General features: G+C 67.8%; 21 protein-coding genes. 13 read left to right on the top strand and 8 right to left on the bottom strand.

Features of this window, described 5'->3' with window-relative positions; translation table 11 throughout:
- Positions 1-364 precede the first annotated feature (364 nt).
- Positions 365-3,085: a T9SS type B sorting domain-containing protein gene (locus tag FDY95_RS15585; RefSeq protein ID WP_171025706.1), complete on the top strand. Its 2,721-nt coding sequence runs from the start codon at positions 365-367 to the stop codon at positions 3,083-3,085.
- Positions 3,086-3,200: 115 nt separating this feature from the next.
- On the opposite strand, the gene FDY95_RS15580 is transcribed toward FDY95_RS15585, so the two are convergent.
- Positions 3,201-4,805 (bottom strand): protein adenylyltransferase SelO, encoded by a 1,605-nt coding sequence (locus tag FDY95_RS15580; protein ID WP_138079109.1) that lies wholly within the window; start codon positions 4,803-4,805, stop codon positions 3,201-3,203.
- A gap of 393 nt (positions 4,806-5,198) precedes the next feature.
- On the opposite strand from FDY95_RS15580, the gene FDY95_RS15575 reads away from it, so the two are divergent.
- The 3 genes from FDY95_RS15575 (at position 5,199) to FDY95_RS15565 (ending at position 7,655) form a co-directional block, all read left to right on the top strand.
- The gene (locus FDY95_RS15575; protein WP_138079107.1) at positions 5,199-6,143 is read left to right on the top strand and encodes a helix-turn-helix domain-containing protein; all 945 of its coding nucleotides are present in this window, start codon (positions 5,199-5,201) and stop codon (positions 6,141-6,143) included.
- A gap of 93 nt (positions 6,144-6,236) precedes the next feature.
- Positions 6,237-6,989 (top strand): SDR family NAD(P)-dependent oxidoreductase, encoded by a 753-nt coding sequence (locus FDY95_RS15570; RefSeq protein WP_138079105.1) that lies wholly within the window; start codon positions 6,237-6,239, stop codon positions 6,987-6,989.
- A 171-nt stretch (positions 6,990-7,160) separates the two neighbouring features.
- Entirely contained in the window at positions 7,161-7,655 is a 495-nt protein-coding gene (locus FDY95_RS15565; RefSeq protein ID WP_138079103.1) for a hypothetical protein, read from the top strand.
- 10 nt (positions 7,656-7,665) lie between these two features.
- On the opposite strand, the gene FDY95_RS15560 is transcribed toward FDY95_RS15565, so the two are convergent.
- Positions 7,666-8,061, bottom strand: coding sequence for a cupin domain-containing protein (locus tag FDY95_RS15560; protein ID WP_138079101.1), 396 nt, complete (start codon positions 8,059-8,061; stop codon positions 7,666-7,668).
- Positions 8,062-8,400: 339 nt separating this feature from the next.
- Between FDY95_RS15560 and FDY95_RS15555 the strand changes: the two genes are divergently transcribed.
- Together FDY95_RS15555 and FDY95_RS15550 are read left to right on the top strand one after the other, a co-directional pair.
- Positions 8,401-9,282 carry a hypothetical protein gene (locus FDY95_RS15555; protein WP_138079099.1) on the top strand — a complete coding sequence of 294 codons (882 nt, stop codon included), beginning with the start codon at positions 8,401-8,403 and terminating at the stop codon, positions 9,280-9,282.
- Between the two features lie 210 nt (positions 9,283-9,492).
- On the top strand, positions 9,493-12,141 hold the full coding sequence (locus tag FDY95_RS15550) for a PAS domain-containing protein (RefSeq protein WP_171025705.1): 2,649 nt from the start codon (positions 9,493-9,495) through the stop codon (positions 12,139-12,141).
- Here the strand turns inward: FDY95_RS15550 and FDY95_RS15545 are convergent.
- From FDY95_RS15545 to FDY95_RS15535, 3 genes are all read right to left on the bottom strand, one after another.
- Positions 12,107-12,649: a hypothetical protein gene (locus FDY95_RS15545; protein ID WP_138079095.1), complete on the bottom strand. Its 543-nt coding sequence runs from the start codon at positions 12,647-12,649 to the stop codon at positions 12,107-12,109. The two genes, FDY95_RS15550 and FDY95_RS15545, sit on opposite strands and share 35 nt — an antisense overlap.
- Positions 12,650-12,723: 74 nt before the next feature.
- A complete protein-coding gene (locus tag FDY95_RS15540; RefSeq protein WP_138079093.1) occupies positions 12,724-13,260 on the bottom strand; it encodes a DinB family protein in 537 nt (178 codons plus the stop codon).
- Between the two features lie 92 nt (positions 13,261-13,352).
- The gene (locus FDY95_RS15535) at positions 13,353-14,456 is read right to left on the bottom strand and encodes a pectate lyase family protein (RefSeq protein WP_138079091.1); all 1,104 of its coding nucleotides are present in this window, start codon (positions 14,454-14,456) and stop codon (positions 13,353-13,355) included.
- Positions 14,457-14,653: 197 nt separating this feature from the next.
- Between FDY95_RS15535 and FDY95_RS15530 the strand changes: the two genes are divergently transcribed.
- Entirely contained in the window at positions 14,654-15,622 is a 969-nt protein-coding gene (locus FDY95_RS15530) for a helix-turn-helix transcriptional regulator (protein ID WP_138079089.1), read from the top strand.
- A gap of 64 nt (positions 15,623-15,686) precedes the next feature.
- Complete coding sequence (locus tag FDY95_RS15525) at positions 15,687-16,211, top strand: DinB family protein (RefSeq protein WP_138079087.1); 525 nt, start codon at positions 15,687-15,689, stop codon at positions 16,209-16,211.
- 192 nt (positions 16,212-16,403) lie between these two features.
- On the opposite strand, the gene FDY95_RS15520 is transcribed toward FDY95_RS15525, so the two are convergent.
- Both FDY95_RS15520 and FDY95_RS15515 read right to left on the bottom strand, forming a co-directional pair.
- A complete protein-coding gene (locus tag FDY95_RS15520; RefSeq protein WP_138079085.1) occupies positions 16,404-17,321 on the bottom strand; it encodes a cation diffusion facilitator family transporter in 918 nt (305 codons plus the stop codon).
- Between the two features lie 123 nt (positions 17,322-17,444).
- The gene (locus FDY95_RS15515; protein ID WP_138079083.1) at positions 17,445-18,269 is read right to left on the bottom strand and encodes a GNAT family N-acetyltransferase; all 825 of its coding nucleotides are present in this window, start codon (positions 18,267-18,269) and stop codon (positions 17,445-17,447) included.
- Between the two features lie 207 nt (positions 18,270-18,476).
- Here FDY95_RS15515 and FDY95_RS15510 point away from each other — a divergent pair, with 207 nt between their 5' ends.
- The 3 genes from FDY95_RS15510 to FDY95_RS15500 all read left to right on the top strand — a co-directional run bounded on the left by FDY95_RS15510 (position 18,477) and on the right by FDY95_RS15500 (position 20,238).
- The gene (locus FDY95_RS15510; RefSeq protein ID WP_138079081.1) at positions 18,477-19,070 is read left to right on the top strand and encodes an RNA polymerase sigma factor; all 594 of its coding nucleotides are present in this window, start codon (positions 18,477-18,479) and stop codon (positions 19,068-19,070) included.
- A 3-nt stretch (positions 19,071-19,073) separates the two neighbouring features.
- On the top strand, positions 19,074-19,364 hold the full coding sequence (locus tag FDY95_RS15505; protein WP_138079079.1) for a hypothetical protein: 291 nt from the start codon (positions 19,074-19,076) through the stop codon (positions 19,362-19,364).
- Positions 19,365-19,545: 181 nt separating this feature from the next.
- The gene (locus FDY95_RS15500) at positions 19,546-20,238 is read left to right on the top strand and encodes a ClpP family protease (RefSeq protein ID WP_138079077.1); all 693 of its coding nucleotides are present in this window, start codon (positions 19,546-19,548) and stop codon (positions 20,236-20,238) included.
- A gap of 195 nt (positions 20,239-20,433) precedes the next feature.
- On the opposite strand, the gene FDY95_RS15495 is transcribed toward FDY95_RS15500, so the two are convergent.
- A complete protein-coding gene (locus FDY95_RS15495) occupies positions 20,434-20,769 on the bottom strand; it encodes a winged helix-turn-helix transcriptional regulator (RefSeq protein WP_171025704.1) in 336 nt (111 codons plus the stop codon).
- A 132-nt stretch (positions 20,770-20,901) separates the two neighbouring features.
- Here FDY95_RS15495 and FDY95_RS15490 point away from each other — a divergent pair, with 132 nt between their 5' ends.
- Positions 20,902-21,810, top strand: a complete 909-nt coding sequence (locus FDY95_RS15490) for an NAD(P)/FAD-dependent oxidoreductase (protein WP_138079073.1) — start codon at positions 20,902-20,904, stop codon at positions 21,808-21,810.
- 135 nt (positions 21,811-21,945) lie between these two features.
- The gene (locus FDY95_RS15485) at positions 21,946-23,226 is read left to right on the top strand and encodes a flavin monoamine oxidase family protein (RefSeq protein WP_138079071.1); all 1,281 of its coding nucleotides are present in this window, start codon (positions 21,946-21,948) and stop codon (positions 23,224-23,226) included.
- Positions 23,227-23,347 lie beyond the last annotated feature (121 nt).

Raw genomic sequence — 23,347 nt, 5'->3', positions numbered from 1 at the left:
TGCTCGTAGTTCCGGCCGTTCTTCTGATGGTCGTTGCGCGCCAATCGCGCAATCCAGGCCTAAGCCCGCGCTACGCCCAGCCCCGAGCCCGGTTGCCACCAGCACTAGGGCGTGTGACGCTAGTGGCCGGGCTTCTGGCGGCTGTTTATCGACTGATTTGCCTTGGGTTACGAAGCAGCCCGCTGACTTTCGCGCGGAAGCCAGCGGACTTTCATGGCCTGCTTTTTCTACCTAAAAAGACCAAAAGGGCCGCCACGTCGTTAGGAACGCGCTTATTGCCGGCCGCGGCTTGTAGCAGCGGCGCTACGTCCTTCCGTCACCAATGCCGATTCCATTGTCTTATCGCTTACTCCGGCAGCTTCGCGTGAGCTGCATTCTTTTGTGCTGCCTCTTCGGTGCGGGCCGGGCCCGCGCTCAGGCACCTTCATTTGATTGGGCCGTCAACGTGGGCGTGCCCGTGCAGGGCGACAACCGCGGCTCGCGGGTGTTCGACATGGCCACCGATTCCGCTGGTAATACCTACGTAATCGGCGACTTCGTGGGCACGGTGCGGTTTGGCACCAATACGGTCGTCGCCTCCCCCCTGGGCACCGACATCTATGTGGCCAAGTACGACGCCCGCGGCAACCTGCTCTGGATGCGGCAGGCCGGCGGCGCCGACAACAACGACTCGGGCCTGGGCGTGGCCCTCGATGCCCGCGGCAACGTGTACGTCACGGGCTTTTTCATCAGCACGACAGCCTCCTTTGGCAGCATTTCGCTCGCCAGCCCGGTGGTCCGCAATCAGGTACCGGGCACTGCCGCCTTTGTAGCGAAGCTGGACCCCAACGGCAACTGGCTGTGGGCCAAATGCCCGGGAGGGGCCGGCCCGCACCTGGCGGGTGATATTGCCGTGGACCCAGCGGGCACGGCCTACATCACCGGGCATTTCTGGGACGCCGCCACCTTCGGCAGCACCACGCTGACCAACGTATACCCGTATCGGCCCACATTCAATACCGATGCGTACGTAGCCCGCATCGATGCGCAGGGCAACTGGGGCTGGGCCGTGGCGGGCGGGGGGCAGAACAGTGATGGAGGCACCGCCATTGCCCTCGATGCCCAGGGCAACGTGTACGTGACTGGTTTCTGCGAGGGCAGCAACAACCGTTTTGGCACGCAGATGATGACCGCAGCCGGCACTTTCGTGAGCAAGCTGGATGCGCAGGGCAACTACCGCTGGCTGGTACCCAGCGGCAATGTCTATTCGGGTTATCGGTACGTCTACAAATCCGCGCTGGCCGTGGACGCCAGCGGCAGCTGCCGGTTCGCCAGCAGCTTCAGCGGTACCTACAGCTTCGGCGGCATCACGCTTACCAGCGTCACTCCCGCCACCGGCTACGTGGCCCGGCTGGACCCCAACGGCGGCTACCAATGGGTCAGGCCGGGTGCCCTCACCAGCGTTAATCAGTGGTACCCGAATGCTCTGACGCTGGACGCGGCCGGCAACAGCTACGTCTGCGGCAGCTTTCTTGGCTCGTTGCAGCTGGGCTCCTCCACGTTGACCACCGCGGGCCTCAACGACGGGTTCGTGGCCCGGCTCGACGCCGACGGCAACTGGCGCTGGGCCCTGCCGATCCGCGGGACGGGCGGGGACGTGGCCAACAGCATTGCCTTGCCGCCGGGCAGCACCACTCCCAGCGTGGCGGGCGACTACAACTCGCCGCTGCTGGATTTTGGCCAGGGTATTACGCTGCCCGGCGCCTTCGGCTACACCTACCTAACCCGGGCCCTGCCACCGCCCTCACTCCAGCTCACGGGCGACACCCTGCTCTGCCAGGGCGGTCAGGTGCAGCTCTCGGCCCAAACCACGGGCGCCGTGACGGGCTACCTGTGGAGCACCGGCGCCACCACCGCCAGCATCACGGTGACGACGCCCGGTACCTACTCCGTGACGGCCACCTTTCGCGGCGGCTACACCCTCACGGAACGCATCCGGGTGCGTAGCATCAGTCCGAGCGTGCAGATTACGGGCGCCACCGCGCTCTGCCCCGGCACGATGCTGACCCTGACGGCCGTGGCGCCCGGCGCTGGCAGCTACCAGTGGAGCACGGGTGCTACCACGCCGAGCATTTCCGTGACGCAGGCCGGAACGTATTCCGTGACGGCCCGCTACGGCAGCGGCTGCGCCGTCACGGCCACTGCTACCCTGGTGACCAACGCGGTGAGCATCGGTGGGCGCCAGCAGCTGTGCCCCGGGCAGAGCACTACGCTCACCGCCGCGGCCACCGGCAGTCCTGCGACAGGCTACCTGTGGAGCACCGGGGCCACCGGGGCCACGCTGCTCGTCGGCACCCACGGCACTTACACCGTCACGGCCACTTTCGCCGATGGCTGCCGCCGCACGGCTACGCATACCGTGGGGCCGCCGGTGGCCAGCGTCGCGTCGGTAAGCGGCGACACCTTGCTCTGCTCCGGCACCGCGCTGCAGCTCACGGCCCTGAACCCCGACGCGCTCAGCTACCGCTGGAACACCGGCGCCACCACGCCCGATATTACCGTTACCCAACCAGGTCGGTACGCGGTGCTCCTCACCTACGCCGGCGGCTGCACCAGCCGCGACTCGCTGCTGGTGCAGGCGGCTCCGCTGGCGCCCGCCTTCTCGCTCGGCCCCGACACGACGCTGTGCCTGGAACAGCCGCTGGTGCTGCGCGCCCCGGCCCTCTCCGGCCCGGGCCTCGGCTACCGCTGGGCCGACGGCTCCACCGGCCCCACGCTCACCGTCACCGAGCCCGGCACCTACGCGCTGACCGTTACTTCGCTTTGCGACACGCGCACCGTGAGCCGGCGCGTGCGCTACCAGAGTTGCCTGCTGCTGCCCAACGTCATCACCCCCAACGGCGACGGACGGAATGACCGGTTCGTGGTACCCGGCCTGACCAAGGGCGCCTGGCAGTTGGAAATCTACAACCGCTGGGGCACGCAGGTCTACCGCACGGCCGACTACCGCCACGACTGGGGCGCCGACGCCCCGCCCGGCACCTACTTCTACCGCCTGCGCCAGGGCAGCACCGCCTACAAAGGACAACTGGAGGTCGTCCGTTAGCCGCTACTTACCGGCTGCCCAGACCACGGCCCGCTCGCGCGCTACTCCGGCGCGAAGAGCGGGCCGTTCTGGGTGTACCGCGTGGCTGGCTGCACGGGCGCGGTTGGCTCAGCGGCTAGGAGCTGCACGAAAGCGTGGCGCTGCCGGGCTTTTCGCGGGCCCAGTCGGGGCGCTTGGCGGCCAGGTCGTCGTGCTCGGGCTGCTCGTCAAAGGGCCGTTTGAGCACCTCGAACAGGCGGTTGAGTGGGGTCAGGTCGCCGGCTTCGGCCGCTTCGATGGCCTGGGCGGCGAGGTAGTTGCGCAGCACGTACTTGGGGTTGGCAGCCAGCATACCGGCGCCGATGCCGGCCGCATCGGCGGGCTCCTGGCGCAGGCGCTCCAGGTAGCGACCCAGCCACTCGCGCAGCTGCCGCAGCCCTTCGGCCGATGATTCGGGGTAGGCGGCGGCCGTCAGCAGGGCTTCGAGGGCTTCCTCTTCCTCAGCGGGCCTTGTGAGCAGGGCCGGCACTTGGTGGGCAAGGCGGCGGAAGAACACCGTCATGTCGACTTCGGCGGCGGCCAGGGCTTCGAGCAGGCTGTCGAGCAGCGGGGCGTCGTCGGTATCAGCCTGGCGGGTGAGGCCGAGCTTGCGGCGCAGCTGGGCGTTGCGGGTGAAGGTGAAGAGGCGCACGTACTCGTCGAGAGCCGGGCGCAGGGCCTGCACGTCGGCTACCAGCGGGCTGAGGGCCTGGGCCAGCATCATCAGGTTCCAGAGGGCCACGCGCGGCTGCTGCCCGAAGGCGTAGCGGTAGGTGCTGAAGTCGGTGGTGTTGGGCGTCCAGCCGGGCTGGTAGGGCTCCAGCCAGCCGTAGGGGCCGTAGTCGATGGTCAGGCCCAGGATGCTCATGTTGTCGGTGTTCATCACCCCGTGCACGAAGCCCACCGTCATCCAGTGCGCCACCATCACGGCCGTGCGCCGGCACACTTCCCCGAAAAAGCGCACGTACGCGTCGGCCGAGGGCGGGCCCAGCTCGGGGTAGAAGCGGCCGATAACGTAGTCGGTCAACTCGCGCAGCTGCTCGATTTCGCCGTGGGCGGCCAGGATCTGGAAGTTGCCGAAGCGCACGAACGAGGGCGCCACGCGTGCCACCACGGCGCCGGGCTCGGGGCGGGCATTGCCGTCGTAAAACATGTCGCGCACCACTTGCTCGCCGGTGCCCACCAGGCTCAGGGCCCGGGTGGTGGGCACGCCGAGGTGGTGCATGGCCTCGGAGCACAAAAACTCGCGCAGGGAGGAGCGCAGCACGGCCCGCCCATCTGCGCGGCGCGAGTAGGGCGTGGGTCCGGCGCCCTTCAGCTGGATTTCCCAGGAGCGGCCGTCGGGCGCGGTCAGTTCGCCCAGGGCTATGGCACGGCCGTCGCCGAGCTGCCCGGCCCAGTTGCCGAACTGGTGCCCGCCGTAGCGCGCCGCGAAGGGCCGCATGGAGGGCAGCACGCGGTTGCCGGCCAGCACCTCCACGGCCGCGCCCCGCTCGGGCGGGCGGCTCAGGCCCAGCTCGGCGGCCAGCTCCTCGGACCAGGCCAGCAGGTGCGGGTCGCGCACGGCGGTGGGCGTCACGGGCGAGTAGTGGTAGCCGGGCACCTGCCGGGGCTGCAACTCGCGCGAGGGGTCGGCGCGCAGCGCATCGGCGAAGGAGTTCTGAAACGGGGCCTGATCGAGGGAAACGGGGGAAGCGGACATGCGGAAGCGGACGATAAGCGCGGCAAGTACGCCAACACCGGCCGAGCGGCGGATGTTTCCACGGGCCGAAGTCTGGAGCCTGCCCGGAAACACCAGCGCACCATGCAGACGCCTGAAGTAGTGTCATGCTGAGCGCAGTCGAAGCATCTCTACCGCTTCGTCTGAACAGCCTGAATAGAATGTCATGTCGAGCTTGTCGAGACATCTCGCGTGCTGATGTCTGGTAACCTCACCGAAGCGGTAGATATGCTTCGACAAGCGGACGCCAGATGAGCATGACGTTCTGATACTGCCCGGATACAACCTTAGAACAACGTTTCGACGGCCGGCCGGCAAACTTTCCGCGCCGTGGCGGGTTGCCGTGGCTTTGAATCCTACCATCTGCCCGCTGCCATGACGACTACCTCGCTGCACGCCCTCTACCAGGAGCTGGCGCCCTGCACCGGCCTCGACCTGGGCACGCTGCTGCCCGAAGGCATCCAACGCGAAGTCGGCCACTTCAATGTGTTTGCGCTGGCTGATTTCTGGCAATCGGCCCGGCTGCAACCCGCCACGCCCTACCCCTGCCGTTCCTTCTACAAAATCAGCCTGCTGCGCAGCCGCAGCCGGGCCGATTTTGCCAACCAGACCATCACCATTGAGCCCGACGCCCTGGTGTTTTCGACGCCCAAAGTGCCGTTTCACTGGCAGCCCGTCGAGGAGCAGCAGGGCTATTTCTGCCTGTTCACGGCCGAATTTATGCTGCCGGTGCTCGGGGGCCTGACCCCGGACGAGCTGCCGCTGTTTCGGCACGAGGGCTACCCCGTGTTTCAGCTCACGCCCGCGGAAGCCGCCCGCGCGACGGCGCTGTTCGGGCAGATGCACGAAGAATTGGCCTCCGACTACGCCCACAAGTACGACCTGCTGCGGGCCTACGTGCTGGAGCTGCTGCACCTGGGCCAGAAGCGGCAGCCCACCCCCGCGCTGACGCCCGCCCACTCGGCCACGGCCCGGCTCTCGGCGCGCTTCGTGGAGCTGCTGGAGCGGCAGTTTCCGCTCACCACGCCCCAGCAGCGCGTGCCCCTGCGCACCGCCAAGGACTTCGCCGACCGGCTGGCCGTGCACGTGAATCACCTCAACAAGGTGCTCAAGGACAGCACCGGCCGCACCACCACCGACCTCATCGGCGGGCGGCTGGCGCAGGAGGCCAAGGCGCTGCTGCGCCACACCGACTGGACGCTCTGGGAAATTGCCGACAGCCTGGGCTTCGTCGACGTGGCGCACTTCTCGCACTTTTTCCGGCGCTACGCCGCGGTCAGCCCCGGTGCTTTCCGCGCGCCGGCGGCCGTGCCGGCTTGATTTGTACAACAAGCTGATTGGCCGCTACAACGCCGCGGGCGGCCGGCCGGGGGACTTTTGTCGTGTTCAATTCAACGCGACACACGCACTCCCATGAGCACTTCCCCCATAGCCCTTGTCACCGGCGGCAGCCGGGGCCTGGGCAAAAACATGGCCCTGAAACTGGCCCAGCAGGGCATCGACGTCATCCTGACCTACCGCAGCCAGCAGGCCGAGGCCGCCGCCGTGGTGGCCGAAATCGAGGCCCTGGGCCGCCGCGCCTTGGCCCTGCCCCTGAACGCGGCCGACCTGAGCACCTTCGATGCCTTCTTCGCGCAGCTGAGCACGGCCTTGGCCAGCACCTTCGGCACCGACCGGTTCGACTTCCTCATCAACAACGCCGGCACCAGCCTTAACGCCCCTATTGCCGAAACGACCGAGGCGCAGTTCGACGACATGCTGAACATCCACTTCAAGGGCGTGTACTTCCTCACCCAGAAGGCCCTGCCCCTGCTGCGCGACGGGGGCCGCATCGTCAACGTGTCCTCGGCAACGACGCGCAGCTCCTTCGTGGGCGTGTCGGCCTACGCCGCCATGAAAGGTGCGGTAGAAGTATTCACGCGCTACCTGGCCCTGGAGCTGGGCCCGCGCGGCATTGCGGCCAACGTGGTGGCGCCCGGGGCGGTATTCGGCGGCGGCACCATGCCCGACTCGCCCGAAATGCGCGCCTGGGTGGCCCAGGCCACGGCGCTGGGCCGCACCGCCGAGCCCGACGACATCGGCGGTGTGGTGGCCTTCCTCTGCACCGATGCCGCCCGATGGCTGAACGGGCAGCGCCTCGAGCTGACGGGCGGTATGACCCTGTAGAACGGGCCATAAGCTGTCAATTTGCCCACAACGGGCCCGCTGGTACCGGCTTTTTTCCGGTATCGGCGGGCCCATTGTAGATTGTCCAGCACCTCAATCCGCGCCGGTAGCGTCGCTAGTTCGGCTCAATAGCTAAGTTGCGGCGGTATTCCGCCCTAGCCCGATTTTACGGTGAATCCACTTGACCTTATCAAAGCCAAGCGCCAGCATCTGGCCCGGTTGGCAAACCAGAACGGTGCCGCCGGCGAGCTTCGGGCCCTGGATACCATGGCGGAGTGGCGGCCTCGCCCAAAGGGCAAAGAGCTGCATATTTTGCTGGCAGCGCTCCGTGACACCGGCGTATTTATCAAACCCAGCAGCTTCGACGCCATTGAGTTGCCCGGCTCGATAACGCTGGATTTTCACGATGCGGAAGCGGTGCGGGCGGCCCTGCCTTCGATGGTGTTTATCGAAATCAAAACCGCCAATCAGGCCCGCGTCAAAGACGATTTCAGCGGATTCTTTTTTGCCCTGACGGAAAGCGAAATTGCCGCTGCTGAAGCCTTGGGTACGCGTCACCGGGTAGCCTTATTCAATAACATCACGGGAGCCGCCCTGCTGACTTCGGTAGCCGACATAATGGCCCGGGCAAAATCATCGAGCTGGCAGGTATCGGTGCAGCTGTAGCTGCCAGAAGCTACTGCTGCGCCTGGCCGTGCACCGTGGGCAGCCCGAGCCGCTGCACCGTGTCGCCCTCGAAGTCGAACTCGATGAGCACGGCCGGGCCCTCGCCCACCACCCAGCCGTCGTGGCCGGGCTCGATGGCTACGGCCTGCGGGGCCACGAACTCCTCCACGAAGCCGTCGGCGTAACGGATGCTGATGCTGCCCTGGGCCAGAAAGCCCACGTGCGCGTGCATGCACAGGGCCGTGCCCACCACCGGCTGCATGTGCGCCGACCAGCGGAAGCCCGCCGGGTAAATGATGCGCTTGACGCGGGCCGCGCCGGTGGCCACCACGTCGACCTGCACGCCGCCGACTTCGCGGTGCTGAGCATTTTTCATCGGGGCCAGAAGCTGATTTGGTTGGTCCATGGGAAGTGGGGTATGGCGGGCGAAACGTAGCGGGCCGGCAGCGGCGCCGGCCCGGTGAAATATAGCCAGCCTACGGGCAAAAGCGCAGCTATTTTTTTGGCTGGGCGGCCCGGTGCGCCGGGCAGGCCGACCGGGTTATCGGGGCGACCCGTCGCCGGCCATCAGCGCGTTGCCGGCGGACGATTTTCATTCATCAACGCCTTATTCATCAACCTGGTAGCCAGGAGCAGCATGAACTCCGCCAGGCTGGCCGGCACGAGCCGCGCGCCCCGCCGGAACGCAACCTTTGGCGCTGGCCGGGGGTAAAATTGAGGACAAACCAAAACCCTCATTCCCATCATGGCCACTTACAATCAGCATCCGGATGAGGACCGCGACTACCGCGGCCGCAATCAGAACTACAGCAACCAGAACCGCGACTGGAACAACCGCTTCGACGAAAGCCGCCGCGGCCAGCAGCGCTGGCACGACGAGGACAGCAACACCCGCGGCGTGAGCGGCAACGACGGCTACAGCAGCGGCTCGTCATCCTCCTCATCGTATGGCCGCGACAACGACTGGCAGCGCGACCGAAGCGCGCTGAGCCGCAGCGGCATGAACCCCAACAACCGCAACGAGCAAAGCTGGAGCCGCCGCAGCCAAGACGAAAGCCGCCGCTACGGCAGCCCGAGCAGCATGGGCCGCAGCAGCGCCGACTACGGCTCCGGCAGCTACGACCAGCAAAACCAGTGGAACCGCTCCGAGGCGGACCGCAATTGGCAGGACCACAGCGCCCGCGGCTCCTACGGCAGCACCGATTACGGCGCCTCGAGCCTGGGGTATGGCACCCGCAACCAGGGCTACGGCAGCAGCTACGGCCGGCAGGCCTACACCAGCGGCTCCGACCCGAACGCCTATGGCCGCAGTGACCGGAACGGCAATTGGTCGTCGCAGCAGCAAGCCGGCCGCTACGAGCAGGACCGCGACAACCGCTGGAGCAGCCACCCCTCGGACCGCTACGACCACGGCCGCTCGGCCAGCAGCTACAGCCAGGGCTACTACGACGCCGACGAAAACAGCCGCTACCAGCACGTGCGGGACCACGACGACCGGCACGACCGCGACGAGCACCGCGGCTTCTTCGGCCGCATGGCCGACCGCGTGTCGGACTGGTTCAGCGACGACGAGGAGCGCGACACCCGCCGCGACTGGCAGGACCGCGACGACCGACGCTACTACTAAGCAGTTCAGCTAAATGGCACGCGCGGCCCGTCGGCCGGCCCGGACGTATCCGGGTCGGCCGACGGGCCGCACTGTTTTCGGTCAAATCCAGGCTACCTTGGTCCGGAGCGCCGCCCCGTAGCCCAACTTTTCCCGGCCGTGGGAGTAAAGTATTCTTGCCGGACCCGCCGGTTGCCGCCGGGCTTTCCTCCGCGTTTCCACCACCTTTCCGTGACCGTTTCCGACGCTGCTTCCGGGTTTTCGCCCGCCGATACCTGGGCTGCTTTTCCGCCGGAGGAGCTGCTGGCGGGCGTGTTCGACGTGTCGCTGACGGGGCTACTGCTGCTGCGGCCGCTGCCTGAGGCTGCGCCACCGGAGGCCGTGGCCGATTTTGCCTACGCCTACGTCAACCCCGCGGCGCAGCGCATCCTGGCGCTACCGGCCCAGCCCGCCCGCACGCTGCTGGAGGTGTTTCCGGACGCGGTGGCTTCCGGCGTGCTCGGGTTCTACCGCGAGGCGCTGGCCTCGCCTACCCCGCTGCACCTGGATGTGCGCTACCAGCGCCACGGCCTCGACAGCTACTACCGCCTGGCCGCCCGGCGCGTAGGCCCGGGCCTGCTGGTGAGCCTGACTGATACCGACGCTCAGCCTCGCACCGCCACCGAGCAGGTGCTGCGCGACAGCCGGGCCCGGGAGCAGCACGCCCGCGCCGAAGCCGAAATCCAGCGCAACCGCCTGCACCAGCTGCTGCTGGAAGCGCCCGCGCTGATTGCCACTTACCATGGCCCCGAGCACGTATTCGGGTTCGTCAACGCGCAGCACCAGGCCTTGCTGGCCGGCCGCGTCCTGCTGGGGCGCCCCCTGCGCGAAGCCCTGCCCGAGCTGGCGCAGCAGCCCATCTACGCGCTGCTCGAGGCGGCCTATCACTCGGGCGAGCTGCAATCAGCCAGCGAAATGCCGGTGAAGGTGGGCCACGACAACGCCCAGGTACTGAGCCAGAACTACTACAACGTGTTCTTCCAGCCCACCCGCGACGCGGCGGGGCAAGTCGACGGGGTGCTGGGCTTTGCCTACGAGGTGACGGCGCAGGTGCAGGCCCGGCGGCAGATCGAGGAAAAAGAGCAGGAGCTGCGCGCCTTGAACATGCTGCTCGGCGCGGCCAACGAGGAGCTGGCCACCGTCAACGAAGGCCTGCGCCACAACAACGCCGCGCTGCAGCACGCCCAGCAGGCCCTGCGCCAGCTCAACCAGGAGCTGGAGGCCCGCGTGCAGCAGCGCACCTACGAGGCCGACGCCGCCCGCGCCGAAGCCGAGCGGCAGCGCGCCCGCCTGGAGCGGTTTTTCATGCAGGCCCCGGCCGCCATCTGCGTGCTCGATGGCCCCGAGCTGGTGTACGAGCTGGTCAACCCCGGCTACCAGCGGCTGTTTCCGGACCGGGCGCTGCTGGGCCGCCCCCTGGCCGAGGCCATGCCGGAATTTGCCCGGCAGCCCATCTGGCTCATTCTGCAGCGCGTCTACCAGTCGGGCGAGCCGTACGAGGGGCGCGAAACGCTGGTGCAGGCCGCCCGTCAGGCCGGCGGGCCCGTCGAAGACCGGTACTTCACCTTCATCTACCAGCCCCGCCACGACGCGGCGGGCCTCATCGACGGGGTGCTGGTGTTTGCCTACGAGGTGACGGCGCTGGTGCAGGCCCGCCGCCGGGTCGAGCAGAGCGAGCTGGAGTTTCGCCTGCTCTCCGACGCCATTCCGCACCTGGTGTGGACGGCCACGCCCGCCGGCGCGGTGGATTACTGCAACGAGCAGTGGTGCGCCTACACCGGCGGCGCCGTAGCCGAGGCCCTGTACGACGGCTGGAGCCGCTATTTTCACCCCCAGGACCTGCCGCGCATGCAGCAGCACTGGGCCAGCAGCCTGCACTCCGGCCAGCCCTACCAGGTGGAAGCCCGCCTGCGCCGCCACGACGGGCAGTACCGCTGGTTTCTGGCGCGGGCCCTGGCCCTGCGCGACGAGCACGGCCAGATTACCCGCTGGTTTGGCACCGCCACCGACATGCACCAGCAGAAAGGCCTGGCCGAAGCCCTGCAGCTGGCCAGCCGCAAACTGGCCACCACCAACCGCGAGCTGCGCGCCGCCAACGACGAAACCCAGACCATCAACCAGGAGCTGGCCCAGGCCAACCGCCAGCTCACGCGCATCAACCAGGACCTGGACAACTTCGTGTACACCGCCTCGCACGACCTGCGCCAGCCGGTGTACAACCTGGCCGGCGTGTTTCAGGAGCTGAAGCGCACGGCCACCTTCCACGACCCCGAGGCCCCCCAGCTGATGCAGATGTTCGAGGGCGCGCTCGGGCAGATTCACAACACCATTCAGGGCCTTTCGGAAGTGGTGCAGGTGGAGCGCCGCAACGCCCAAGACGCGACGGAGCCGGTGGCGCTGCTGCCCCTCGCGCAGGAAGTCATTCAGAGCATGCACGAGCAGGCCACGGCCACCGGGGCGGCTTTCCGGCTGGATTTCGCGGCCGTGCCGGCCCTGCGCTTCGCCCGCCTCAACCTGCAGAGCATCTTCTACAACCTGCTCAGCAACGCCCTCAAGTACCGCCACCCCGACCGCGCCCCCGTAGTGCGCGTGCGCACCACGCGGACGGACGAGGGCGCCCCGGTGCTGCTGGTGCAGGACAACGGCCTGGGCCTCGACGTGGCCCGCTACGGCCCGGATTTGTTTCAGCTGTTTCGCCGCTTCCACGACCACGTGGGCGGCTCCGGCCTCGGGCTGTACCTGGTGAACCGCATCGTGCAGCAGGCCGGCGGCCGCATCGAGGTGGACAGCGTAGTGGGCGAAGGCACTACTTTCCGGATTCTGTTGCCGGCGGCGGCATAACGGGCCGTGGGCCGAAGGGTTGGCGGTGGGCGTTTTGGTAGGCGTCGTAGAAGAAGTCCAGGCTGCCGCTGAAGTCCCAGCGCGTGGGCGGCGCCAGCGGCCGGGCCTCCAGCATCGTGCTGTACTCGTCGAGCGGCACCGTCCACTCCAGGGTCAGCGGGAAGGTGTATTCCGTTACCACGTGCAGGCGCACTTTCTCCCAGAGCAGGCGGCGCAGCAGGGCCTCGAACTTCGGCAGCCAGTGGAGAAAGTCGGCCTCAATGCTCTTGTAGCGCCCGCCAAACGGAATGACGCGGCCTTTATAGTCGCCGTAGCCGCCAGGCATATCAAACCCACCGAACACATGAAAAAAGCCCCGGTACAGCGGGGGCCATTCGTCGTACACGGGTAGGGATTTCAGCACCCGGGCGTTGAAGCGCTGGCATTGCCGGTTCAGGCGCCGCATTTCCTCGGGGTTACGATTGCCGTAGTACGGCTCGGCTATATAGCCGTAGATAACGGTTTCCATTCCCATAGCGCACACGCAACTGCGGCCTCGAACTGACTGCTTCGGGCCTGCGGCCAGGCTTTGCCTTTACGGCTCTACCCCAGCAAGGGCCACACCCGCTCGCGCCAGAGCTGCAGGTGGTGCGCCTCGTGGCCGGGCAGCATGTAGCTGAGGGCGCGCACGCTCACCGGCATGCCGCTGGCGGTGCCGCGCCGCGTCAGGGCCTCATCGGCCAACGACTCCAGCAAGGCCAGCGTGGCGGCGCGCTGGGCGTCGTACTCGCGCAGAATGCCGGTTAGGGGGCGGGCGTCGGCGCCGCTGTGGGCGGTAAAGGCATCCTGGTCGAAGCCGGGCAGCGGGGTCTGGTCGCCGCGGGCAATGCTGAGGGCGCGGTAGGCAAACACCCGCTCCGTGTCGATGACGTGGACCAGCGTTTCCTTGATGCTCCACTTGCCGGGGGCGTAGCGCAGCCGGGCCTGCTCGTCGCTGAGGCCGCTGAACAGGGCGTGCAGCTCGGCTTGCTGCTCGCGCAGGCGCTGCACGGGGTCGTGGCCGGCGGGAATCTGCTGGATGTACCGGTCGTAGTAGGCGCCGTACTCGTCGGCGGCGGGGCGGGTGGTGCGGAAGTTCATGGGGCGAAACTACGCGCCCCCGCCCGACCGGCGCAAAAAAAGCCCCGGCCAGAGTGGCCGGGGCTTGCGGGAAGGTTTGTGGGAGGCCGAAATTACAGCTTGCCCACGCCGGCCTTGGTCGTGACGGCGTCCTTCACTTCGGCGGCCGGGCTCAGCACGCCGGTGGTGGCGTAGGGCACCGTGAGGGTGCAGGCGGCGTTGGTGGGCTGCGAGCCGGTGCAGTTCAGGTACTGGTTGCCGCTGGCCGACCAGTAGCCCACGGCGCTGTTCTTGCTCGTCACCGGGTCGCGCACGTCCTCAAACACGTTGTTTTCCACCAGCAGGCAGGCCGCCACGCGCGAGTTCACGCCCGAGCCGGTCACGTGCTTGAAGTAGTTGTTGAACACGTGGGCCGTGCCGCCGCGGTAGCTGGGCAGGCGCTCCTTGATGTTGCTGTAGTAGTTGTGGTGGAAGGTCATCTTCCGGTCCAGGTTGTCCGAGTCCGAGGAGCCGATCAGGTGACACTTGTGGTGGTCGTGGAAGTAGCTCCACGATACGGTAATATACTGGCTGCTGCCCTTCGCGTCGACCAGCCCGTCGTAGAGGTCCTGGTTGGTTTGCGTCACCGGGTCGATGTTGTAGAACTCGCAGTGGTCGATCCAGAGGTTCTGGCTGTTGGAAATCGTCACGCAGTCCCCGTCGTTGACGGCCACCTGCGGGCGGTTCTCGTCGTTGATGTAGGTGTTGGTGACGGTGGACATGGTGAACTTCAGGTTGCGCACGATGACGTTGCGCTTGCCGCTGATGGTCAGGCCCACGCCCTCCAGAAAGGCCGTCGAGCCCACGCCCAGCAGGGTTTTGTTGGAATTCACGTTGACCGAGGCGCCCTGCGTACCGCCCGAGATGGTGCCCTCAATCTTGATGACGTAGGGCGTAGCGCTGCTGGCGTACTGCTGCAAATCGGCCAGGGTGCGCACGGTGACGGTGCTGCCGCCCGCCCCGCCGGTGGTGCCGCCGTTCTGCGTCGAAAAGCCCGTCTGCGCGAAAATGGCGGGCTCGTTGGCGCTGGTGTCGGGCGTGACCGGGTCCGGGTCGGTGGTTTTGGTTTTGCTGCCGCAGGCCGCGAGGCTGCCCAGCAAGGCCCCACCGAGGAGCAGGGTACGGGCCGCACGAAGAAGAACCAGGCCAGCGGCCGAACGGGAGGAGCTATGACGCATGCACGAAAACGTAAAATCAGGCCGAAAAAAGGCGCGGCACGGTGCCTCGCCCCAGGCCCAACGACCCGGCGGCGGCCGGAAGTTTCACCCGCCGCCACAAATACCGCTGCCCGCGGCCGGGCTTTATTTATGCAAACGTTGTCGGGAACGTTGCCTGCCGCCCGGCCCGCGGCCCATTTGGCGCTACTTTGCGCCCCATGAACCGCTTCGACCGCATCACCGGCCTGCTCGTGCAGCTGCAGACCAAGCGCGTGGTGAAGGGGCCCGAGCTGGCCGCCCGCTACGGCGTGAGCTTGCGCACCATCTACCGCGACCTGCGCACCCTGGAGGAAGCCGGCGTACCCATCTGCGGGGAAGCCGGCGTGGGCTATTCGCTGGCCGAGGGCTACCGCCTGCCGCCGGTCATGTTTACCCGGGAGGAAGCCACGGCCCTGCTCACCGCCGAAAAGCTGGCCGCCCAGCTCACCGACGCGCACACGGCCCAGCTCAGCCAGTCGGCCATGGACAAGCTGCGCGCCGTGCTCCGCCGCCCCGACCGCGACTACGTGGAAACGCTCAGCGCCCGCATCCGCGTGTTCGGCGGCCCGCGCCGCCCAGCGGTGCCCACGCCCGCCGCCGGCACCCAGCAGCCCCTGCTCGACGCCGTGGCCCGCCAGCGCGTGGTGCGCCTCGACTACCGCGCCGGCCACCAGGGCACGCCCTCCCGCCGCGACGTGGAGCCCATCGGGGTGTACTTCGGGCAGCACTGGCACGTGGTGGCCTTCTGCCGCCTGCGCCAGGAGTTCCGCGACTTCCGCCTCGACCGCATTGCCGGCCTGCAGGTGCTCGACGAGGCCTTCGCGCCGCGCCCCGACACCCTGCAGTCGTACTGGGCCGAGCAGGCCCGGCGCCGCCAGACGCAGGTGGCCATGGTGCGCTTCGGGCCGCAGGTGCTCGGGCAGGTGCACGAATACAAGCACTACTTCGGCTGGAAACAGGAGCAGGCCTTGCCCGATGGCTGGGTGGAAATGACGCTGGTGCCCGGCTGCCTGGAGCACTTCGGCCGCTGGCTGCTGCTCTTCGCCGGGCAGGTGCAGATTGTGGCGCCGGCGGAGCTGCAGACCACGGTGCAGGAGCTGGCCCGCGCCGCCCACGAGTTTTTTTGCGTACCGGCCGACGCCTGCTGACATAGGGCTGTCACTGGAGGCGCCGAAGTTTGGGCTATCAATCAACCCAACCCCCTGTAAGCCCATGGAAGCCACCCTGGTAGCCGCCCCCGCCCAAGCCTTAGTCAAGGAGCTGACCGCCGAAGCTCAGCTCACCCGCCGCGTGCTGGCGCGCGTGCCCGTCGCGCAGTTCGGCTGGCAGCCCCACCCCAAGTCGATGACGCTGGGCCAGCTCGCCGGCCACACCACCGACCTGATCGGCTGGATCAAGGACACGCTCGACACCACCGACATTGACGTGGCCGCCTTCGATGGCGTGGTGCCCGCGCCGCTCACCAGTTCGGAGGAGCTGCTGGCCTACTTCGAGCAGCGCGCCGAAGCCGCGCGCAACGGTCTGGAAACAGCCTCGGCCGAAGACCTGGAGCAGCCCTGGACCATGCGTAGCGGCGCGCAGGTACTCCTCACCCAGCCCCGCGCCGAAGTGGTGCGCCACCTCATCAGCCACATGATTCACCACCGCGGCCAGCTCACCGTGTACCTGCGCCTGCTCGACGTGCCCGTGCCCGGCACCTACGGCCCCTCCGCCGACGAGCCGACCTGGCAGGGCTAGGCAGACGTCGGTAATACCAACTTATTAACGCCTAAACCAGAACGTCATTCCGAGCAGAGCAAGGAATCTCGCGTGCTGATGCCAGATAGTAAAGTCCTCGTTCAACGAGAAGGTTACTGGTGGAAGTCAGCACGCGAGATTCCTCGCTCTGCTCGGAATGACGTTCTTAGTTGCGGGGCCGCTGGCCGCTGGTTACGCGTGCCAGTCTTCCGGCTCGATGTGCACCAGCACGTCGTAGATGACGGGCATCTGGGCAATGACGGTGTCTTTCACGGCGTGGGCCACGGCATGGCCTTCGCGCACGCTGATGTCGCCGTCGACCAACACGTGCAGGTCGACGAAGTACTCGAAGCCCATCTTGCGCACGATGCACTTTTCGGTGCCGAGCACGCCGGGCACGGTGCGCGCCACGCGGGCCACGTCTTCGGGCCAGGTGCCGGCGGGCGCTTCGTCCATGATTTCGCCCAGGGCCGGCCGGAAGATGTGGTAGGCGTTGAAGACGATGATGAACGAGGCGCCGATGGCGGCCCAGTCGTCGGCGCTTTCGAAGCCGGGTCCGCCGATAATGGCAATGCTGATGCCCACAAAGGCGGTGAGCGAGGTAATGGCGTCGCTGCGGTGGTGCCAGGCGTCGGCCTTCACCGCCCCGCTACCCACCTCGTCGCCCACCTGGTCGATGTGGCGAAACAGCCACTCCTTGATGATGACCACGCCGCCGAGTACCAGCAGGGTGAAGGGCGAGGGAATCTTGTGCGGCGTCATGATGTGCCCGATGCTCTGCCACACGATGATGCCCGCGGCCAGCACCAGCGCCCCGGCCACCAGCATGGAGGCCAGGGGCTCGGCCTTGCCGTGGCCGTAGGGGTGGTTTTCGTCGGGCTCCCGGGCGGCGGCGCGCAGGCCCAGCCACACAAACAGCGAGGTGAAGATGTCGGAAGCCGACTCGATGGCGTCGGCAATGAGGGCGTAGCTGTGGCCCAGCACCCCGGCCGCGCCCTTCACCATGGCCAGCAGCAGATTGGCCCCCACGCCCACCAGGGTGCTGCGCTGCCCGCGCTGCACGCGCTCGGCGATGGGCCGTACGGAAGGAGTCGGGCTGGGCTGTTGCATGGGCAAGTGGAAAGACTGCAGCCGGTTGGGCGGTCGACGAACCCCGGCGCAGCCTGCAAAATTACGTGGGCAAACGGCAACGGCCGCCGATAGGTTCGGCCGGTTGTTGCACCCGTCGGCCAACTAGCTGGCTGGCTGACCCAGCATCCATTTGGCGCGGGTGTAGGCTACGCGGAAGCCCTGCGTCTCGGCGTTGCGCTGCGACTGGCTGCCGGGCAAGGCGCCCATCATGGCCACGGTGCAGCCCTGCGCGGCGGCGTGGCGCAGGCGGGCATCGAGCAGGGCCAGCTGGGCGCCCTGGCGCCGCCCCGCGGGCACGGTGCTGGCCCCGGCGAGCAGGGCTACATCCTCATAAATAAACAGCCCGCCGGTGGCAATGACTTGCCCCTGCAGCTCGGCCACAAACGGAGCCGCCCCGGCGCTGTGGGCGCTGAGCTGCCCAAATTCGAGCATAAAATCGGCCAATCCGGGCATTTCGGTGCTCCAGCCGGCGGCGGCCGTCTGCGCCCACAGCAGCTCCTCGCCCACCCCGATGCGGCGCGTGCTCAACTGCGGATTGGACTGAGTGGCAGGTTGATAATCGGGCGTAAGCGGGCGGTACAGAATGCTGGTGTACTCGATGGGATGGTAACCCCGCTCGGCCAGCAACGGCAGCAAGGCGGTATCGGCCAGAGGGCTGATTTCGTGCATCACGGCTGCGCCGCGCTCCAGGAAAAAGAACTCAATTTCGGTCAGCTCAGCCGCACTGACGGGCTCGTACAAGCCTAGTCCGAAGGTTTGCGTCAGTGGCGAAGCATGGCCATCGAAGAGCACGAAGGCGCCGGCAATGCGGCGCCAGGTGGCCCCGCTGCCGAGCTGCTGGTAGGCCCGCGTCTCCACGAAGGCGGCGTTGCTGCGGGCTTCGGTGCGTTCAAGGCGCTGGGCGAGGGCGTGGTCGGCGTGGAGCATGGGCGGGAGCATCTGAAGCCGCAAAGTAAGGGCGGCGAGTGGTTTTGCGGGGGCGGCCCGAGCCGGCTGCTCCAGCCTGGCTGGCGCGTCCGGAAGGTCGGTTTGCTCCGCCCGGCGAACCGCAGCAAGACAAGGGCTAAACTTTTTTCCCTGCGCGACGGTGATACTTGCGCGTTCTGCCGATTAATCAGTACATCACCCGCCGCTATGACTACCGACCTGATTCCGCCCCCGGCCCCACCCGCCGACCGCGCCGCAGCCCTGCGCGCCGCGCTGCTGACCGACCGCCCCGGCACGCTCACCGGCCTCTACCGGCGCACGTTCCCGATGGTGGAGCGCCACGTGCGCCGCCACGGTGGCTCGGGCCAGGACGCGCAGGACGTGTTTCAGGACGCGCTCATCGTGCTCTACGAAAAGGCCGTGGCCGGCACGCTCACCCTCACGGCCGCGCCGAGCACCTTTCTGGTAGCTATCAGCCGCAACCTGTGGCGGCGCGAGCTGCAGCGCCGCCGCCAGCTGCCCCACACCGAGCTGAGCCCGGCGCAGGCCGAGGAGCTGCCCGACGCCGAAGCACCGGCGGAAGCCGCCTCGGTGCTGGACTACCTGGCCCAGCTCGGCGAGCGGTGCCAGAGCATTCTGCTTTCCTTCTACTACCACCGCCAGCCGCTGGAGCAGATTGCCGCCACTCACGACTACGGCAGCGTGCGCTCGGCCACGGTGCAGAAATTCAAGTGCCTGGAGCGCCTGCGCCAGGCAGTGCGCACCGCCTGGGCCGGTACCGCCGACCTGCTAGCCCGCTAAGCCATGCGCCCCGAACTAACCCGTCTGCAGCGCATTGAGCAGCACCTGCTCGGCCCCGCGCCCACCGCCGAAGCCGCCGCGGCCTGGCAGCTGGAGCAGTTGCTCGACCCTGCGCTGGCCGCCGATGCCGCCGTGCAACAACAGCTCTACCAGGGTCTGCAGCTGGCCGGGCGCCAACAGCTGCGCCGGGAGCTGCAGGCCATTCACCGCCAGCTCTACGGCCCGCCGACGGGCGGCTGGCTGCGCGGCGCCGCTGGGGAACTGCGCGCCCTGCTGCGGCGCTTCCGCCGCTGAGGCTGGTCCGGCCTAGCGGCGCACTTTCCCTACTCTCTTGCCTGTAGCGGCGGCCGTGAGGCCGCTGTAAGGCGGCGCTTTGCCCGTTTTTTCTCTTCCGCTACGGCTGCTGATCAGCATTCAGCCGCCCACGGCGCACCCATACCCCGGCGAAAAACGAAAACCAACAACAAAAACGACCATGCACGCATCCACCGAATTCCGCCGCTTTGCCGTCGGCCACCAGGGCCTGAGCGGCCTGCGCGTCGACCAGTACTTGCACCACGCCGCCGGCCTGGCCCGGCCCTACATCGAGAGCATGACGCGCTCCGTCATCGAGGAGCGGCCCACCCGCTTCGCCGAAATCGACGTGTTTTCGCGCTTGATCATGGACCGTATCGTGTTCCTGGGCCAGGCCGTCGACGACAACATTGCCAACATCATCATCGCGCAGTTTTTGTTCCTGGAGTCCGTCGACGCGCAGAAGGACATCCTGCTCTACATCAACTCGCCCGGCGGCTCGGTGTACGCCGGCCTGGGCATGTACGACACCATGCAGTACATCCGCCCCGACGTGGCTACCATCTGCACCGGGCTGGCCGCTTCCATGGCCTCGGTGCTGCTGGCCGGCGGGGCCGCCCACAAACGCTCGGCCCTGCCCCACGCCCGCGTGATGATGCATCAGCCCTCCGGCGGTGCCCAGGGCCCCTCGGCCGACATCGAAATAACGGCCCGCGAAATCCTGAAAATGCGCCAGGAGCTCTACGAAATCCTCGCCAAGCACACCGGCCAGACCTACGAGCAGATTCACCAGCACTCCGACCGCGACTACTGGCTGCGCGCCGACGAAGCCAAAGCCTACGGCCTCATCGACGAAGTGCTGACCAGGGAGTAAGAAGTTGGTGAGTTGAGGAAGGGGGTGAGAAAGAACGTCATGTCGAGCGAAGTCGAGACATCTCGCTCGATAGTAATCTGCTCGTTGAACAGTTATTACCCTCGAACGTCAGCACGCGAGATGTCTCGACTTCGCTCGACATGACGTTCAACGAAGCACTTCCCCAAACTCTCACCCTCTTAAACTCACAAACTTCTATACCTCCGTCGTCAGATGCTGGCGGTGGGTTTCGCCGAAGCGGCGCAGCTCCTGCAGCAGCGGCAGCACCGTGCGCCCGTGCTCGGTAAGGCCGTAGCGCGTGATGACGGGGCGCGAGGGCACCACTTCGCGGTGCACCAGGCCGTTGAGCTCCAGCGCGTGCAGGTGCTCGGCCAGGGCCTTGGGCGTGATGCAGTCGAGGTGGGCTTCCAGCTCGGAAAAGCGCAGCGGCTGCCCGCACAGGCAGTGAATGATAGGCATGCGCCAGCGGCCGCACACGACGGCCAGCGCGTCCCAGATCGGGCGCAGCTCCTGGGGGTTGAGGGTCGACATCGGGCTATACAAAGGGAAAGTAGCTCTCCAAAACAGCAGCGCGCGGCGGCAAGGCCGGCGGTAGGTTTGTAAAGCCGGCCGCCGGCCGAAAAGTTTGCCCGCGGCCCGTTTCCCTTCATTTCCCCTTACCCGATGCATCCCGATCAATCCTACGACGTGCTCATCATCGGCGGCAGCTACGCCGGGCTGAGCGCGGCCCTGGTGCTGGGCCGCGCCCTGCGCCGCGTGTTGGTGCTCGACGCCGGCCGGCCCTGCAACCGCCAGACGCCCCACGCCCACGGCTTCCTCACCCGCGACGGGGCCGCGCCCGCCGAGCTGGCGGCCCTGGCCCGCGCCCAGCTGGCCGCCTACCCCACCGTGCAGCTCCGGGCCGCCACGGCCACCCGCGCCACGGCCGAAGCCGGGGGCTTCCGCGTTGAAACGGCTGAGGGGCCGGCCTACCGGGCGCGCAAGCTGCTGCTGGCCACCGGCCTGCACGACGAGCTGCCGCCGCTGCCGGGCTTTGCCGAGTGCTGGGGCATTTCGGTGCTGCACTGCCCCTACTGCCACGGCTACGAGGTGCACGGGCAGCCCCTGGCCGTGCTCGGCAACGGCGACACGGGCTTCGAGTTTGCCCGCCTCATTCACCACTGGAGCCCCGATCTGCGCCTGCTTACCAACGGCCCCAGCACGCTCAGCGCCGAGCAGGCCGCCCACCTCACGGCCCGCGGCGTGGCCATCATCGAAGCGCCGCTGCAGGCCGTGGAGCACCAGGCCGGGCAGCTGCACCACCTGCGGCTGGCCGATGGCACCCGGCTGCCGCTCACGGCCATGTTTGCCCGGGTACCGTTCCGCCAGTCCTCCGACCTGGGCACCCAGCTGGGCCTGACCCTGAGCCCGACGGGCCTGCTCGCGGCCGACGAATTCGGGCGCACGGCGGTGGCGGGCCTCTACGTGGCCGGCGACAATTCCTCGCCCATGCGCCAGCTGGCGGCGGCGGTGGCCAATGGCAGCAAGGCCGCGGCCTTTATCAACCACGAGCTGATTGCGGAGGACTTTTAGCGCCTATATCTACATGCTGGCCGCCCAGTATTGGCGGGCGCTGCGCCCGGTGGGATATACCCGCCGGGCGATGTTGCGTAAGTCAGGACAGCCCCGGCGCTTTTCCCTTTCAGCCCCGGCCTGTTGTTTTGCTTTATGTCTGATTCCTCCCTGCTCATCATCGGCGCGGGCGTGGCGGGCCTGCTGGCCGCCCGCGACCTGGCCCGCGCCGGCCGGCGCGTCACCGTGCTCGAAGCCCGCGACCGGGTGGGCGGCCGCATCTGCCCCATTTCGGATGGCGGCTTCTCGGCCCCGGTGGAAGGCGGCGCCGAGTTTATTCACGGCGAAGCCCCGCTGACCCGCGCCCTGCTGCGCGAAGGCGGCATAGCCTGGCACGACACGGCGGGCCGCAACTACCAGGCGCAGAACGGGCAGCTGCGCGAGGCCGAGGAGTTTATTGCGGAAATGCCCCGGCTGATTCAGGCCCTGCAGGCGCTGGAGCACGACCTGCCCCTGGCCGACTTCCTGGACCGCTACCTGGCGGGCGCCGGCAACGCGGAGCTGCGCCGGCAGGTCACGCAGTTTGCCGAGGGCTTCGACCTAGCCGACCTGCGCCGGGCCAGCACCTTCGCCCTGCGCGACGAGTGGGCCGAGGGCGGGGCCGAAGACTCGCCGCGGCCCGCCGGCGGCTACGCGCGGCTGCTGGAACTGCTCACGCGGCAGTGCGCCGCCGCCGGCGTGACGGTACGCTGCCAAGCGCCCGTGCACACGGTACATTGGCGGGACGGGCACGTGCGCTGCGAGGGGCCGGGCGGCACTTTCGAGGCGCGGCAGGCGCTGATAACCGTGCCGCTGGGCGTGCTGCAGGCCCCGCCCGAGGCGCCGGGCGCCCTGCGCTTCGAGCCGGAGCTGCCGGGCCTGCGCGCGGCCGTGGCGGCGCTGGGCATGGGCTCGGTAGTGAAAATCCTGCTGGAATTCGACGCGGCCTTCTGGGAAAAGGCCGACGCGCCCCGGCCCGCGCCTGAGCTGGGCTTCCTCTTCGTCGAGGCCGCCATTCCGACGTGGTGGAGCCAGCAGCCCGACCCGCGCCCCCTGCTTACCGGCTGGCTGGGTGGCCCCGCCGCCGAGGCCGCCACGCCACCCGACACGCTGCTCACGCAGGCGCTGGAGTCGCTGGCCGCCATCTTCTGCACGCCGGTGGCCGAGCTGCACCGCCGCCTGCGCGCCCACCGCGTGCTCGACTGGGGCGCCGATCCGTGGGCCCGCGGCGCCTACACCTATCCCACCGTGGGCGGCGCCGCGGCCCGGCAGGTGCTGGCCACACCGGTGGCCGATACGCTGTTTTTTGCCGGGGAGGCGCTGTACGAAGGCCCGGCGGGCGGCACCGTGGAAGCCGCCCTGAGCAGTGCGGGGTCCGTAGTGCGCCAGTTGGTGTGATTACCAGCGCCAAAAGGCTAGGCCTCTGCGCCCCTGCCGGATTCAGCCCCGGGCTAGCAGGTTAGGCAATTAGCACCGAGCAGTAAGCTGACTGTACCTTGCTGCAGCAATGCTTTCCGAG

Origin of the sequence: Hymenobacter jeollabukensis (assembly GCF_005771675.1) — a bacterium.
Lineage (GTDB): Bacteria > Bacteroidota > Bacteroidia > Cytophagales > Hymenobacteraceae > Solirubrum > Solirubrum jeollabukense.
The sequence above is the reverse complement of the archived record's forward strand: the minus strand, read 5'-3'. Positions and strand labels throughout refer to the sequence as shown.